The 14,486-nt window shown below is 40.1% G+C and carries 16 protein-coding genes; 1 reads left to right on the top strand and 15 read right to left on the bottom strand.

Annotated features, from left to right (window positions below):
- From B5F78_RS08875 to B5F78_RS08840, 8 genes are all read right to left on the bottom strand, one after another.
- The coding region (locus B5F78_RS08875; protein WP_204502633.1) for a PD-(D/E)XK nuclease family transposase at nt 1-260 on the bottom strand (260 nt) is incomplete at its 3' end.
- Between the two features lie 19 nt (nt 261-279).
- Entirely contained in the window at nt 280-1,134 is an 855-nt protein-coding gene (locus tag B5F78_RS08870; RefSeq protein ID WP_022039245.1) for a PD-(D/E)XK nuclease family transposase, read from the bottom strand.
- A 332-nt stretch (nt 1,135-1,466) separates the two neighbouring features.
- The gene (locus B5F78_RS08865) at nt 1,467-2,561 is read right to left on the bottom strand and encodes a GDP-L-fucose synthase family protein (protein ID WP_087406532.1); all 1,095 of its coding nucleotides are present in this window, start codon (nt 2,559-2,561) and stop codon (nt 1,467-1,469) included.
- A gap of 9 nt (nt 2,562-2,570) precedes the next feature.
- Entirely contained in the window at nt 2,571-3,665 is a 1,095-nt protein-coding gene (gene gmd / locus B5F78_RS08860) for a GDP-mannose 4,6-dehydratase (RefSeq protein ID WP_087406531.1), read from the bottom strand.
- A 126-nt stretch (nt 3,666-3,791) separates the two neighbouring features.
- Entirely contained in the window at nt 3,792-4,517 is a 726-nt protein-coding gene (locus tag B5F78_RS08855; protein ID WP_087406530.1) for a WecB/TagA/CpsF family glycosyltransferase, read from the bottom strand.
- Nucleotides 4,518-4,551: 34 nt separating this feature from the next.
- Nucleotides 4,552-5,358: an ImmA/IrrE family metallo-endopeptidase gene (locus B5F78_RS08850; protein ID WP_087406529.1), complete on the bottom strand. Its 807-nt coding sequence runs from the start codon at nt 5,356-5,358 to the stop codon at nt 4,552-4,554.
- Complete coding sequence (locus tag B5F78_RS08845; protein ID WP_087406528.1) at nt 5,351-5,692, bottom strand: hypothetical protein; 342 nt, start codon at nt 5,690-5,692, stop codon at nt 5,351-5,353. Before B5F78_RS08845 ends, B5F78_RS08850 begins: the two co-directional genes overlap by 8 nt.
- Before the next feature lie 4 nt (nt 5,693-5,696).
- Nucleotides 5,697-6,344: a hypothetical protein gene (locus tag B5F78_RS08840; protein ID WP_087406527.1), complete on the bottom strand. Its 648-nt coding sequence runs from the start codon at nt 6,342-6,344 to the stop codon at nt 5,697-5,699.
- A gap of 67 nt (nt 6,345-6,411) precedes the next feature.
- Between B5F78_RS08840 and B5F78_RS08835 the strand changes: the two genes are divergently transcribed.
- Nucleotides 6,412-6,696 (top strand): hypothetical protein, encoded by a 285-nt coding sequence (locus B5F78_RS08835; RefSeq protein WP_140400094.1) that lies wholly within the window; start codon nt 6,412-6,414, stop codon nt 6,694-6,696.
- A gap of 77 nt (nt 6,697-6,773) precedes the next feature.
- Here the strand turns inward: B5F78_RS08835 and B5F78_RS08830 are convergent, their stop codons facing one another.
- The 7 genes from B5F78_RS08830 to B5F78_RS08800 form a co-directional block, all read right to left on the bottom strand.
- The gene (locus B5F78_RS08830; protein ID WP_087406525.1) at nt 6,774-7,799 is read right to left on the bottom strand and encodes an NAD-dependent epimerase/dehydratase family protein; all 1,026 of its coding nucleotides are present in this window, start codon (nt 7,797-7,799) and stop codon (nt 6,774-6,776) included.
- A gap of 11 nt (nt 7,800-7,810) precedes the next feature.
- Nucleotides 7,811-8,911 carry a glycosyltransferase family 4 protein gene (locus B5F78_RS08825; protein WP_087406524.1) on the bottom strand — a complete coding sequence of 367 codons (1,101 nt, stop codon included), beginning with the start codon at nt 8,909-8,911 and terminating at the stop codon, nt 7,811-7,813.
- Nucleotides 8,912-9,029: 118 nt separating this feature from the next.
- Complete coding sequence (locus tag B5F78_RS08820; protein WP_087406523.1) at nt 9,030-10,094, bottom strand: glycosyltransferase family 2 protein; 1,065 nt, start codon at nt 10,092-10,094, stop codon at nt 9,030-9,032.
- Between the two features lie 40 nt (nt 10,095-10,134).
- Nucleotides 10,135-11,073 carry a hypothetical protein gene (locus B5F78_RS08815; protein ID WP_087406522.1) on the bottom strand — a complete coding sequence of 313 codons (939 nt, stop codon included), beginning with the start codon at nt 11,071-11,073 and terminating at the stop codon, nt 10,135-10,137.
- A complete protein-coding gene (locus B5F78_RS08810; RefSeq protein ID WP_087406521.1) occupies nt 11,070-12,398 on the bottom strand; it encodes an O-antigen ligase family protein in 1,329 nt (442 codons plus the stop codon). Before B5F78_RS08810 ends, B5F78_RS08815 begins: the two co-directional genes overlap by 4 nt.
- 4 nt (nt 12,399-12,402) lie before the next feature.
- Complete coding sequence (locus B5F78_RS08805) at nt 12,403-13,569, bottom strand: acylneuraminate cytidylyltransferase (RefSeq protein WP_087406520.1); 1,167 nt, start codon at nt 13,567-13,569, stop codon at nt 12,403-12,405.
- Nucleotides 13,563-14,435: an N-acetylneuraminate synthase family protein gene (locus B5F78_RS08800; protein ID WP_087406519.1), complete on the bottom strand. Its 873-nt coding sequence runs from the start codon at nt 14,433-14,435 to the stop codon at nt 13,563-13,565. Before B5F78_RS08800 ends, B5F78_RS08805 begins: the two co-directional genes overlap by 7 nt.
- Nucleotides 14,436-14,486: the final 51 nt, after the last annotated feature.

The raw sequence follows: 14,486 nt of genomic DNA, 5'->3' as shown, positions 1-14,486 counted from the left end.
AGGAAATTGCTGTGCCACCGGTTCTGCATCTCCACGATGATGTATTCCCCACTCGAAGTCAGGCAATACAGGTCAAAGATGATTCCCCTGTCGTTTACGTTGTCCGAATAGTCTTCCTTATCGATAAACGTCAGGTCTTCAATGTGATGCTCCCCCGCAAGCAGCTCGTTCAGCAAGGTAATGAGCAGTTCCTTGCTGGCAGGTTGCCCGAAGATAATCTTAAAGCCGATATCTGTAAACGGGTTTACGAAATGCGGCATATATTTCAGTTCCATATGCTTACAGCTTACCAATTTCTTCCCGGCTAAGTCCGGTAGCTTGGGCTATAATATCAATCGACACTCCCAGTTGTTTCAGGTTTCTGGCATCTTCTAATTTACCTTCTGCACGTCCTTCTGCACGTCCTTCTGCATGACCTTCCAATTTTGCTGTATTCAGCACGTCATTTTGAATCATGATGGCATTGACATGTTCGTCATATTCATGCCGTTCTTCTGGCGACATATCATAATAACGAAGCTTTTCCCGCGCTTCAGGTAAGCCGGGCGCTGTTGTATCCGGATCAATAATACCTGTTTTAAGATATTTCACCCACTCTTCCAAAGGCGTTTTTGCCACTTGGTTAAATTCATTCACCCGGATTAAATAATATTCAGGGAAAACCTCTTGGGGAAGCTTCTGGATTATAGCACCTTCCTCTTTTGCTGTAATTAGCAGTTCATCATTCGTATGTACGCCGATAAAACGGTTCTGCCCGTGATACAGATAATCATTACCCTTCCCTAAATCGAAATAAAGGATACTGACTAAATATACTTTATTTACCTCTTGATAAATATGCTTCGCAAAAGCAGGTGTACCAAACCGTATGCGTTCCAGATAATAAAGCTTACGCATGTTCTGAATGCGAATCACGATATCATCCCCTTTCTTGTCTTTGGCCTTAATATCTATCCGGTCTGTTTGAGCATCGTCCCATACGCAATAGGCTTTCTCATCTTTTATAATCTCTTTTATACGAATTTCTTCACACAAAAGCACAGTCAGCAATCCTTCCAGCACGCTGAAATTAGCCTTGTCTCTCAACAGCCTTTTGATGGCCCAATCAAACCGTATATAAGAATTCTTTTGCATAAGGACAATTTTTAGTTAAAGATGCAGGCAAGCCCTCGTTTCTTCGATTCCAGCTTAAGAACTAAAAAAACATAAGATTTACAAATCTCACAGACTTGTCTGTTTACAAAGATAGGAATACTTGGGGAGATTCACAAATTTGAGTGTGGAGAAGTTTTTAAAGCTTTCATTTTACAGAACCGATCCTTTTGGTTTTGTGCCATTTCTCATCCTTGTATCGGATGAAAAGCCTTTTGAAATCTTCGCTGCTGTACATATCACTATAATTTTAATGTTTACAGTGCGAAGGTAGGCACATCTATCTGAACGGGCAATACGTCAGTTTTGGACGCTTATTGGTGATTGATGCAAATCCCTTTCAGGTACCATTCATACAGGCGGTGGATGCCTTCGTCTATCTCCACTTTATGATGCCAGCCCAAGTTGTGAAGCTTCGTTACGTCGGTCAGCTTGCGCATCGTTCCGTCCGGTTTTGTGGCATCCCAGCGCAGTTCTCCCTTGAAACCGATTTCTTTCACAATCTTTTCGGCAAGCTCTTTTATGCTCAGTTCTTTTCCTGTACCTACGTTGATGTGACAGTTGCGGATTTCCTTATCACCCTCTTTATAGGTGTCTTTGAAGTCTACGTTCAACAATACATGTACACTGGCATCTGCCATTTCTTCACTCCACAGGAACTCACGCAGGGGCTTGCCTGTTCCCCATAATATGACAGCTTCGGGTGTGATGCCGAACTTCGCCAACTTCTCCAATATCTCTTCATCAGTATTCCTGCCGTTCACGCCTTCTACCGGACGCAGGTTAATGTCCTTGCGCACAGCTTCCCAGTTTCCTTCGTTCAGGCATTTGGCAAGATAGACCTTGCGGATCATTGCCGGAAGCACGTGGCTGTTCTCCAAGTGGAAGTTGTCATTCGGCCCATACAGGTTGGTAGGCATTACGGCAATGTAGTTCGTACCGTATTGCAGGTTGAAGCTCTCGCACATCTTCAGTCCGGCTATCTTAGCGATAGCATACGGCTCGTTGGTGTATTCCAACGGAGAAGTGAGCAACACTTCTTCTTTCATCGGCTGGGGAGCCTCACGCGGATAGATGCAGGTGCTTCCCAAGAACAGCAGCTTCTTTACATGGTGGCGGAAGCTCTCGCCGATGATGTTTTGCTGTATCTGCAGGTTCTGGTAGATGAAGTCCGCACGGTATTGCAGGTTTGCCATGATGCCGCCGACATGTGCCGCTGCCAATACCACGGCGTCAGGCTGTTCCTCATCGAAGAAACACTTTACTGCCACACCGTCCAGCAAGTCCAGTTCTTTATGGCTCTTGCCCACCAAGTTCGTGTATCCTCTCTGCAGAAGATTGTTCCAGATGGCAGAACCCACCAGTCCGTGATGCCCCGCCACATATATTTTCGATGATTTGTCTAACATATCCTTTTCCTATTTTACGATTCCTTTCTCCAGATATTCAGCCAAGTTGGTGCGTACCTTCTGTCCGGCATCCTCGGCAGCCACCTTTGCCATGTCGGCATCTACCATGAGTTTTACCAATTCTTTAAATGTAGTCTTTTCCGGGTTCCAGCCCAATTCAGCCTTCGCTTTGGTCGGGTCTCCCCACAAGTTCACCACGTCCGTCGGGCGGAAGAAGTCGGGCGATACCTCTACCAGCACCTTGCCTGTCGCTTTGTCGATACCTTTCTCGTCAATGCCCTCACCTTGGAACTCAAGTTCGATGCCAACGTGCTTGAATGCCTCGTAACAGAACTCGCGCACGCTGTGCTGCTTACCTGTAGCAATAACAAAATCTTCAGGCTTGTCATTTTGCAGGATAAGCCACATACATTCCACATAGTCTTTGGCGTAGCCCCAGTCACGGAGCGAGGAAAGGTTGCCTAAATACAGCTTTTCCTGCTTGCCCTGCTTGATGCGTGCGGCGGCAAGTGTAATCTTACGTGTAACGAAAGTTTCTCCACGCCGCTCGCTTTCATGATTGAAGAGGATGCCTGAACAACAGAACATATTGTAGGCCTCGCGGTATTCCTTTACAATCCAGTAACCGTACTGTTTAGCCACGGCATACGGACTGTATGGATGGAAAGGCGTGTTCTCGTTCTGCGGAACCTCCTCCACCTTGCCATACAATTCTGAGGTAGAAGCCTGGTACATGCGGCAGGTGTCGGCAAGACCGCACTGACGGATGGCTTCCAAGATGCGGAGCACGCCCGTGGCGTCCACATCGCAGGTAAACTCCGGTGAGTCAAAGCTGACCTGCACGTGGCTTTGCGCCGCAAGATTATATACTTCGGTAGGACGCACCTTGTTCATCACCTGAATCAGGCTCATGGAGTCACCAAGGTCTGCATAATGCAGGTGAAAATGCGGAAGACCTTCCAAGTGTGCGATGCGCTCACGATAGTCTACCGATGAACGGCGGATGGTGCCGTGTACATCGTATCCTTTATCTAATAAAAATTCGGCTAGGTAGGAACCATCCTGTCCCGTAATGCCTGTGATTAAAGCTACTTTTCTCATCATTTCTGTATTTTTATGTTTATAAAATTTTCATCTGTTCAGTTATAATCTCTACTTTTGCAGTATGAAAAAACTGATTGATTCTATACGATTTTGGATTTATATTCTTTTGGAGAAACTGCACATGCGTCAATAGTGTGATTTCTCCTTACGGATGTTCAGCAAGAACAATGGATTGCCTATCACATATCGCCGCCACATGCGCTTAGGTTCTTTTATCAAGCGGTAAAGCCATTCCAGCGAATGTTCCTGCCACCATCGAGGGGCACGTTTGTATGTTCCTGCAAAGAAGTCGAACACAGCACCGATTGTACCTACGTGGCAATGGATGTTCAGCTCGTTCCAATGCGAGTAAGTCCACTTCTCCTGTTTCGGCGCAGTCATGCCTATCCAAAGTAAATCTGGGTTGGCATCATTTATCGCTTTTATGATTGCCTTATTGTCCTCCTCGGTAAACTCTGGTTTGTATGGCGGAGAATATGTTACGACTTCCATATTAGGATAAACCGTCTTAGCTTTCTCGACAATCAGTGATAACACTTTCGGCGAACTGCCCATGAACATACATCGTCCGCCTTTTTCATTCAACCTGTTCATTTCGAACTCGAACAAGTCCCAACCGGCTACCCGTTCTTTCGGCTGAGACTTGCACTTCAACCAACGGCAGGCTTTCACGATACTTGCCCCGTCAGGAATGAGATAGTCACCATTCTTTAACGCCTCAGCGAACACTTCATCTTTCTGTGCCGTATTGAACGAATGCGCATTTATTGTGTTAATCAATATCTTGCCTTCAGGTATATTTCTTAGGGCTGCTTTGCTTTCTAAAATTGTTAAATCTTTGAGTAAGAGCATACTCTATATCGTATTATAAGGTTATTTGTACTTTTTAATCTTTCTGCCAAAACATACTGAATGCCTTGTTTTTATAAGGTATGCAGTATTCATAAAACTTCAAATTGTTCTGTTCCTGGCTGAACGTATAAAAGCAATCACCAGCAAAGACGATCTCATCATTCCAGCAATCACTATCATCGTCATGATTGAAATATTCTCCCATAACAGAATTTTCAGGAACCAATGCTTTACCGTGTTTCAGTTGCCAAAAGGGGAAATCCTTGTTATGTAGCTGCCATTTTACCATTCCGTCTACCGCATATACAAGCATCATAGGTATATAATCATACTTCAAGCATCTGATAGACATTGCAGAAAAACTGACGTTGTACTTTTTGGAAAGATTAAGAATCACAGTCCCATTAAATTTCTCCTGCCGTAAGTCTTGTTTTAACAAAAGCCAAGGCATCAGCAAAGAGGCTGCAAAGTCATCCGCTTCCCGTTCTATAATCCAAGCTTCGTTGCTTCCAAAAGGATTGTAAGTATGACAATGAGGTTGCATAACCCCATTTATCAAAGCTATCCGATGATGGTCTATAAAATAATGTCCCAGTTCATGAGCTAAGGTAAATCTTCCCTTTGTACTATCCGGTCTATTGCCGTTAGCTGTATTCAGATGAATATAAAAACAGTCATTTTCCCGTTCGTACACGGTTAGTCCGTCAAAGGTGTCCTTGCCATAGTCATCACACGTTAACTTTATTTCCTCCTCGCTTACGATTTCTACTAAAGGAATGGGAATAGAGTATTGCAATGCAATTTGTTCTGCAAGCCAATTTGCCCCCATACCATTATTCATCGTTATTCTTCTTACGCTTGTGCTGTTTTTTGATTTTTTCTATCACACTCTTAGGGAGATTGCTGAAATTCCTTGCAGCCATAGAATACATCGAATCAGCATATATTGGGGGTAACTCCTCAGCAACAAAATGCATCTCATCCTCATCTATTGGCTTACGCATCTCACATCTGCCACAGACTATAGCTTCAATATCCACGTGCCTATCTTTTGTTTTAGGCACATAGCCTTCGTGCATCTGTTCGAAAAACAAATGCTCTTCTTCATTTCTTGGAGGCAAGTATCCCATTGCTCCAAGCATGAAATTCAGTTCTTCAATTGTTAGTTGTGCCATAATTTTAGTATTCTGGTTTATCGTTTAAAGCCAGATACGCCTCTCTTTTGTATACCCTAATCGTTGTCTGTGAAATGCTGAGTCTATTTCTCAACTTACCTAATAGCCTTCGAGGCAGCTTCTTTCCCCTCAACTCATAGGCTTTATAAGTCAAATAGACTATCCTATGTTTTTCATCAAGGGCGGAAAGTTTTGCGTCAAAGGCTAAGACTAACTTCATTTTATCATCGGGGGATATGTCTGGCATATGGTGCTCCACAAAACTCTGTGCATTTTCTATCACCGACAAGTCCTCCTCTTCTGTTTGATCTACACAATAACCATTCTTTGCATATTCGAATAATTGGGAAGCTACTATGCTTTTCAACCATACAATGATTGCGGTATCTTCATCGTTGCAATGTGACTTGCTCATGTCAAATGAATATGGATACTTCCATACTTTTGCAAAAGCACATTGCATGGCTTGTAAGGCGGCTGTTTCATTAAGCCCCAAGTGCGAGGCTTGAACCTCCGCATAAGCTCGAATCTTCTCTTCAAAATAGGCAGCAAACAGAGCAAGACTGCCTTTTGCCCTTTCTGTGTCATTTTTGTCTCCTATCGATTTCAATAGAGCTATGCCGTCAATTGATTTTGGGAATGTTCGTGTCATTGGCAAATCCTAAAACTAACGGTTTTGGTATGTAAGTGAAGGTTCTCTAATGAACCTGTATTTCATAATGATTAAAGTTAAAAATGCAAACGGCACAAGCCGTTATGACGCTCCAGCTGGTTACGACACATGGTTGGAGTACTGGGAGAAGAAAAGCGGTAAAACCGCATGGAGATGTTCTGCCACTGATTGCCATAAGATAGGCAGAACGAATTTGGTAGGTGCACATGTGAAGAAAGTGTACGGAGGAGATAATCATTCCTACATTGTTCCATTGTGCAGAAAATGCAACATGAGAACTGATGAGTTTTATGTGGATGAGGAATTGATTCCACTGCCAAGTAACTGGTAACCTGGACAGTTTATCTGTTGTTCCTTTTAAAATCCCCTGCTTCTATAAAATGAGATGTGAGCGGGGGATTTTTAATTTTATACCTTGCCGTAAGGATAATTTTTCCAATAGGCGAATTTCTTACCATATTCACCACGCAACCAGTCAATTGTCTCTTTGCAATTTTTCTTATAATCTTGTTCAAAAGCACCGAACAAAGTAATTGTAACATTGCTCGGAGCATAAAAATCTTCTATCATGTTACGGTATCGCATGGAATAGAGAGGAAATTTAATGCCAAACAGACGTAAGAAATCACCAATCATAGCACCAATCCCAAAGAAACATTTTGGTATTCTAATAATGTTTTTCCCTCTCATTTCTTGCGACAATGCATTCAACCACACGTAACTGTCAATCGGCATATCGCCCAGATAGTATGTTTTTTTATCTACAAGTTCATCCGGTGCATTCATTATAGCATCAAGCTGCTTTACGAGGTTCTTAACGTATGCGTATGTACGTATTACAGGTTTATGGCTTGGATGCACATACATTCCTTTAGCGATGAATTTCCAAAGTTCATTAGGATAGCGCATGTGCCAAGGTCCCCACACATTGCAAGGTCGGAATATCGTCCACTTGCATTTCATATTACTGCTTCTGATATACTCTTCATCTATTTTTTTGCTTATCCCATACACGGTATGTGGAGCATAAGCGTCATCTTTCAACCCCAATGGAATCACTTTATCTTTATACACGTATTGTGTAGATGCAAACAAAGCGTGTTTGATGTAATCATGCTTTTTTATTTCGTCAACCACATTTTTTGTACCTTCTGTATTTTCTATGTAATCCTCCAATTTATCGCTGAGGGTATCAGTTCGTGCTGCTAAATGAATAACGATAGTTGGTTTAAACTTATCAAAAGCTTCAGCTAAACGTTGTTTATCCATGATGTTCCCATTGTACCAATATTTGTGTTGGTCTGGTTTTGTAACATCAGCTTTATCATAGTTTATAAACTTATATCCTTTTTGTTCAAACAGTTCTATGAGGTTTGTTCCAATAAATCCGGATGCCCCTGTTATCAAAATGAAATCGTCTTTTGAAAGTTTCATATTTCAGAAAATTATAAATTACACAATGCATTTTCTATATTTTGAATATATATCTGCTCGATATATTTTTCTTTAAATAATTCTCTGCTTGCCATTCCCATTTCTCGCAATAAGGTCCTGTCGTCATATAGTTTAGCTAATGCCACTGAAATCTGATCTGCATTTTTAATATCCACCAAAAAACCATTTATGCCATCATCAACTACGCTTTGTATTCCACGCCATCGGGTTGCTATAACTGGCATCTGATACATCATGGCTTCAAGAAGGACAATCCCAAAAGATTCAGAACTAAAAAAACTTGGAAAACAAAATACATCAGAATCCATGAATATCTTTTCTTTTTCCTTGCCTGTCACAACTCCTTGGTATAAAACCTTTTCTTTTAATCCATATTTTGCTATTTTACTTTCAAAGTTAGTCTTGTATTTTTCACTCTCATACTTTCCCGCTAATAAATAACGAACATTTCTTCCTGACTGATTAAGTTTATATACAGCATCAAGTACATAGCTTTCACCTTTAGTACCATTTAGCAACCCCATAAACATAACCGTTAATGGTCTATTACCTTCATTAAAATTGCGAGATTCATATGGATTACTATCATGTATGCCCAAAGGAAAAACTATAGAATGACAAGCTTTAAGATATTTGGCATCTTGTGGATTATATTCAGAACTTGTTATTCCGAGTGTAGGTTTGGATATTATTCCATAAACTATATTTCTCAAGAGCCTTGGATATTTGGGCAGTTCTTCCGATACCCCCGCTGCGTGGAAATGAAAAACGACATCTTTAAAGAGAAAACGTGTGCATCCTAATATGATAGTATCACGTAATAATGCAATCTTAGGTGCGCTACTGAGAGGATAATAAAGAATTTTAGGCCCACACTTAAAACGTATCAACCATATTTTGATAACAATACTTAGCAAGTGTAAAACTTTGCGTATAGAAAAATTTCCTCTATCATTAAAGTCCTTAGAGAAACACATTCTTACATGATACATCTTAATATGTTGATAAGAAGCATTCAACATTGCCTGTATTATTACTGCTTGTCCACCATACGGTGGTGGAGTTTGTCCGACTACAAGTATTTTTTTCATTGTTTCTACTACAAATTTGACAATAAATCACATATAAGTTATGCGAATCAGAAAGCCAACTACTGATTCACACTAATAACACAATTCCTGGCAAAATTCCAAAATTGAATGTCTTCAATCATCGTTCTCGAATTATTCTTACAATTCTATTTTTTAAATAAATCAGATTATGGAAATTCATCAGAAGCCCCAAATTGTGCAATAATTTAATTAATATTCTTGCCCGAATGTTTCTACTTGAATACATGGCAGATGTCATAAGTATAGCGATTTTTCGCTGGCTTACCCATTCATTTATTTCTTTCTGCTCCAACTTACTTACCACATCTTCCATTTGTAAATATTTTTGGCAAAATAAATCCAATAACCTAAAAGCAGCATCAATATTAGCCATGTTTTTTGTTTCTATTTTGCTTATAATGCAGATAGCCACATCGTCATCAATATCTTTACATCCATACCTGATTAAAGATTTTTTTAACGTACCTATATGATTTGTTAATTGTTCATCATTATAAAGATGGCATATCCCTGACGGATTTGCACGATAATAAAACATAAATTTGGGTATAACAGCACCTCTGATACCTGTGTGAAACATTCTGTTCCACAATTCATAATCTTCAATGTGTTGACACTCTGGTTTATCGCTATATTTATATTTTTTCAAGACTTCAGTCTTACACATACAAGCCGGATGGCATATCGGTGGAGCGAATACGGAAACGAACTTAAGTGATTGTGGCTGAGTCGCACTAAAATAGCTTGATTTGGTTAATACTTTCCCTCGCAAATCTATGTCATACGGAAAACAACTGACTATATCTACATCGGGGTGCTCTTCCAGGTATCTAACTTCTTCTTCAAATCTTTCAGGTAAACTGATGTCATCTGCGTCCATGCGGGCAATGTATTTACCTTGCGCCAACTCGACACCTTTATTCAAGGTTTTTATCAGCTTTAGATTCTGTTCATTTCTTACATACTTAATCCGCGAATCGGAATAAGAAAGAATGATTTCTTCTGTATGATCCGTACTGCCATCATTTATTATTATCAGTTCAAAATTAGGATAGGTTTGGTTTAAAACACTATCTATTGCTTCACGCAAAAATCTTTCTGCGTTATAGGCTGGCATTACCACTGAAACAAGGGCAGTGTTATTTATTGTTTGATTATCCATATAATTACGATTTTACACAGGTATTATCAATCCGTTTCGTCTATTTCCAATACGTATTTACAAAATCCATCTGTTCACTTGTTATTTCAAATGAGAAACGCCCAAACAGTTCTTCTACAACATGACTCAATTCATCTTTTTTGACTTTCTCTATTTTCTCATGTTCATTTTGTTTTTCGCTGGAGGTTGAGATATTTGTTATTGCTTGCGGAACATAATAAAAAGGAGTTCCAAGGGCTATTGAATAGCCTATATGTGTTCCCAAACTATTGGACATGGTCATATCCGCCAATTGCATCAAATCTTTTTGTCTTGACAAAAAGCGACAATCATAAGGACAGCCATTGGATACAATGACATAACCTTTCTGTTTGCACAGCTTTTCAATAGGTCCCCCTATGTCCAACAAATGTAAACAGATAAAAATGCTATCGAAATGCATACTAACTTTATCTATTGAAGCGATAAACTCGTTATAGTCAAAAATGTTCTTGACTTCATATATACTGTGAGCCGGGAAACATAACAAAATACGACCATATTTCTTTTTCAATTCCAATCGTTTTCTGTCATTATAGAAATTGTTAGCTCCGATGATATACGGCCCTACCGCATAGACATTTTTCTTTATGCCTTTACTTTTTAGATAATTTTCGATTATCTTTTTCCTTCTCTGCGAAAAAGTGTAAATATTCCGCATCTTCGCCATATTGAAAGTTTCTATGTTTTGTAATGATTCGGAAAACACGATACCATGCTCAGAAAAGTCCAGAAAAGGATTAAACCCCGACTCACTTAATTTAGATATTGCAAAAAAATTACCATATAAAAGATTAGCAGTCAAATGTTTTATAGACGTAAACTTAAACTTGGGAAACTGCTTATACTCAAAATAGGAAACGTGCCAAAATCGGAACATGCTTATGGCATATCCGTATATGGCAGCAAATTTGCGCAAATGTTTTGTTATAGTAATCATATCTGATTCTTTTTTATAGTTATATTATTCGCTGAATATTTCACCCAAGCCATATAAGTCCAAACATATAGCATCAAAACAAAATCAAAAATCCCTGCTTCGGTTATCGTTAGAAGGAATAAGGAAAAGAATAAAATATTCATGTCTTTCGTATCATTTGGAAGCATGCCTTTACGCATTATCTGAAATGCTGTAATAACAATCAATAAAGTAAAAACGAATCCTAATATACCATATTCGACAAGTATATAAGCTATTGCCGCATCTGCAATCATTACTTTAGTAGGGATATAATAGTGATAGCTATACTCTCGGTATCCCAATCCGTTTCCGATTAAAGGCGAGCGATGGAAATAATTTTCCAAGATGTATAAACTTATGTCTTGAGTCTGATTCCCTTTTTCTGTACTCTTGTCATCAAAGGCATTCACTATTCCATAAAGTTGCCTCTCAAATCCTGATTGTGCATCCATTGTAGTAAACCCTCTAAGATCAATCGTTTTCAATGCCACATAAAACATTAAGCCACCAGCTAAAATCATGAAAGATAATATTCTATGCTTCTTAAAATGAGAGAAAGTCAAAAGAACAATCACAACAGCCATCCAAACCAATTGCATTCGCGCTCCAGTAGCAAATACAAACAAACATACGATTGCTATGATTGGAAGATAAAGTTTAATATTCATTTTCCCACTAAAGTAGGAACAGCTAATTATGACACCAATCATCGCTAGAAATGAGGCCAAGGTGTTATAACGGTAAAAAGAACCTGCAATTAAAAAAGGATTTCCATTTATCACATCGATTCTCTGCGACACATATATGGGTCCAAAGAGTAAATTATAAACAATGAAAAATAATTCAATAATGCAAATGATTATAAAATGTATACGATATTTACTCAAATCCAATTTGTTAGGTATAGTGGAATAATAAATCGCTGTTATAGAAACTAACAAGAGTAAAAAAGTGAATCCTCCACCTTGCTCTAATCCGTGTATATTTTGCCAGAATAGGAAATAAATACCTGCTACAAATATGCACGCCCAATATTTATATGTTTTTCTAATTTTAGCTATTGCATTTTCCTTAGCTGTTAATAAATTTAAGAATGTACAAAGCAGAAATAAATGATATGACACGCTGGTGATTTTTTGTTGCGATTTATAGAAATCCTCCATCAAATATGTTGGTGAGACTATTTCCATAGCTAACAATCCAAATGTCGTAAGATAGATACAATAAATGGGCAGATTTTCTTTCTTATAACTCCATACAAGTATTCCTGCCACATACAGAGAAAGAACAAAGGCAGTCTCCATTATTTTATTTAGAAATAGGATTTATCATCAATTCTATAAACTCTCTTACACACCCATCTCCACCTTTCTTCGTCATCACCTGAATGCCAGCAATCGTTTTCACTTCTTTGCAAGCATTAGCTGGACAAGCCTTTATGCCAACAGCTTCAAGCAACTCTACACAGTTCACGTCATCACCGATATAAGCCACTTCGTCAAGCGTGATGTCAAGCTGTTTACATATTTCTTTAGCTACAGCTAACTTTCCGCCGTTCCGCTTGCCTTGATATAAGAAGTCTACTTTCAGCTTCTTCGCACGGTTTTCCACTATCTTCGTGTCTTCTGATGTGATAATGCCGGTCTTTATTCCGGCTTCACGAAGCAACTGGAAGCCCATGCCGTCACGGGTGTTGAACTTCTTCAATTCATCTCCGCTCTCGGAATAATACATGCCTCCGTCTGTCAACGTTCCGTCTACATCGCATAAGAAAAGCTTAATGGGCTTTTTCGCTGCCTTATGTTTAGACAAGACGTGCCTGCGCATCAGGTTCTCCAATACAATCCAGTCGTCCGGTTCGTCTATCTCTGTAGCCGTATATTCCGGCATTTCGTAAATGCCGATATGTCCGCTGAGGCGATTGCCTGATTCAAGAATATTCTCTACCTTATTTATATAGAAAGCACCGTTTTCCATCAGCATACCTGAGAAGTTCTGCCTGCGGGGACGGTTCTTGTAATCGTAGTTCATGCTTGTACCGTCCTCATTCCAGAAGAAACGGTAATTGCGTACACAAGTTAGAATGGAATCGTATTCACCTTTGCTATATAGTTCCAATGCTTCCGTAAAATGGATGGTTTCAGTCAATGGGGATGTAGCTTGGACCAGCATAAAGATGTCATCCGCAGGAAGCTGTGCGTAACGGATGTATTCCAGCATTACGCTTTCCGTACTTGCCGTATCGCAAGCGTTCTCGGCAGAACGACGGTACACCTTCGTTTTATTATAATGTTGGGCTACGACCGTTTCTTCTATCTTGTCCGAATCGGTAGCGACAATGATTTCATCTACCTCGTTGCATTGTTCCAACGCTTCGATGTTCCAACAAACCAATGGCTTGCCGCAGAACGGCTTGATGTTTTTAAGGGGGATAGACTTGCTACCACCCCTTACAGGTATGAATGCTATTACCATTTTACTTGATTTTTCTTCAATTTGTTTCTCTGAACTTTCTCAATATCGAGAATATCCTCTTTCTTATAAGTCAACGCTTTTGCCACAGCACGGCAGTCACGGGCTAACTTGCGTACACCGTCCGGTTCGAGCGAAGCCGCATGGTCTGTGCCTTTCCAAGTGCGGTCGAGCGTATAGTGGCGTTCTATCCATTCCGCACCAAGGGCTACGGCTGCACTGTCTACGGCTATGCCCAAGTGATGACCGGAGAAACCGATGGCTTTCACTCTGTCTGCATACAGTTCACGCAAACGGGTGATTTCAAGCAGGCAAATGTCTTCGAACGGTACGGGATAACCTGATGTACAATCATAAATCACCAAATCCTTGTTACGCCCTTTGGATTCGAAGAACCGGATAATCTGTTCCTCCTCTTCACGAGTAGTCATGCCAAACGACAAATGGATTTCACCGCCGAAGTTATCGCACAAGTATTCCAGCAGACCTTTGTTCAGGTTGCAAGCGGAAGGCACTTTTATCAGATTGGGATGCAGCGTACAGATTTCCTTGGCGGAAGTGATGTCCCATACCGAAGTGGAATACTCCACGCCGAACTCGTTGCACCACTCCTGCAACTGGCGGTGCTGGTCGAGGTTAAACTCCAAGAACTCTCGGTGTTCTCCGTAAGTCTTTCCGTATGAATTTTCCGGATGAGGATGTGGGGCATTATACTCTTCAGGAGTCAACAACTCCTTGTTGCAACGTTTCTGGAACTTGACTACATCCGCCTTGCAATAAGTAGCCGCAGTCATGATCATCTCTTTAGCGATTGCCATATCACCCTTGTGATTGCAACCGATTTCTGCAATGATTTTTGGAGATTTCATTTTAAAATCAGAATATAAATTGTGTGATTATTTAATTCGCTTTATCTTATA

The organism is Bacteroides sp. An279, from assembly GCF_002159615.1.
Taxonomy (GTDB): Bacteria; Bacteroidota; Bacteroidia; order Bacteroidales; family Bacteroidaceae; genus Phocaeicola; species Phocaeicola intestinalis.
Note: the sequence above shows the minus strand (reverse complement) of the source record. Positions and strands in the feature narration are given on the sequence as shown.

Excerpts from the sequence above, each read along its gene's own strand:
- B5F78_RS08845 (WP_087406528.1), bottom strand. The coding sequence starts at position 5,692 with ATGGCACAACTAACAATTGAAGAACTGAATTTCATGCTTGGAGCAATG.
- B5F78_RS08815 (WP_087406522.1), bottom strand. The coding sequence starts at position 11,073 with ATGATTACTATAACAAAACATTTGCGCAAATTTGCTGCCATATACGGA.
- B5F78_RS08850 (WP_087406529.1), bottom strand. The coding sequence starts at position 5,358 with ATGAATAATGGTATGGGGGCAAATTGGCTTGCAGAACAAATTGCATTG.
- B5F78_RS08820 (WP_087406523.1), bottom strand. The coding sequence starts at position 10,094 with ATGGATAATCAAACAATAAATAACACTGCCCTTGTTTCAGTGGTAATG.
- B5F78_RS08825 (WP_087406524.1), bottom strand. The coding sequence starts at position 8,911 with ATGAAAAAAATACTTGTAGTCGGACAAACTCCACCACCGTATGGTGGA.
- B5F78_RS08840 (WP_087406527.1), bottom strand. The coding sequence starts at position 6,344 with ATGACACGAACATTCCCAAAATCAATTGACGGCATAGCTCTATTGAAA.
- B5F78_RS08835 (WP_140400094.1), top strand. The coding sequence starts at position 6,412 with ATGATTAAAGTTAAAAATGCAAACGGCACAAGCCGTTATGACGCTCCA.
- B5F78_RS08870 (WP_022039245.1), bottom strand. The coding sequence starts at position 1,134 with ATGCAAAAGAATTCTTATATACGGTTTGATTGGGCCATCAAAAGGCTG.
- gmd (WP_087406531.1), bottom strand. The coding sequence starts at position 3,665 with ATGATGAGAAAAGTAGCTTTAATCACAGGCATTACGGGACAGGATGGT.
- B5F78_RS08805 (WP_087406520.1), bottom strand. The coding sequence starts at position 13,569 with ATGGTAATAGCATTCATACCTGTAAGGGGTGGTAGCAAGTCTATCCCC.
- B5F78_RS08830 (WP_087406525.1), bottom strand. The coding sequence starts at position 7,799 with ATGAAACTTTCAAAAGACGATTTCATTTTGATAACAGGGGCATCCGGA.
- B5F78_RS08865 (WP_087406532.1), bottom strand. The coding sequence starts at position 2,561 with ATGTTAGACAAATCATCGAAAATATATGTGGCGGGGCATCACGGACTG.
- B5F78_RS08810 (WP_087406521.1), bottom strand. The coding sequence starts at position 12,398 with ATGGAGACTGCCTTTGTTCTTTCTCTGTATGTGGCAGGAATACTTGTA.
- B5F78_RS08855 (WP_087406530.1), bottom strand. The coding sequence starts at position 4,517 with ATGCTCTTACTCAAAGATTTAACAATTTTAGAAAGCAAAGCAGCCCTA.
- B5F78_RS08800 (WP_087406519.1), bottom strand. The coding sequence starts at position 14,435 with ATGAAATCTCCAAAAATCATTGCAGAAATCGGTTGCAATCACAAGGGT.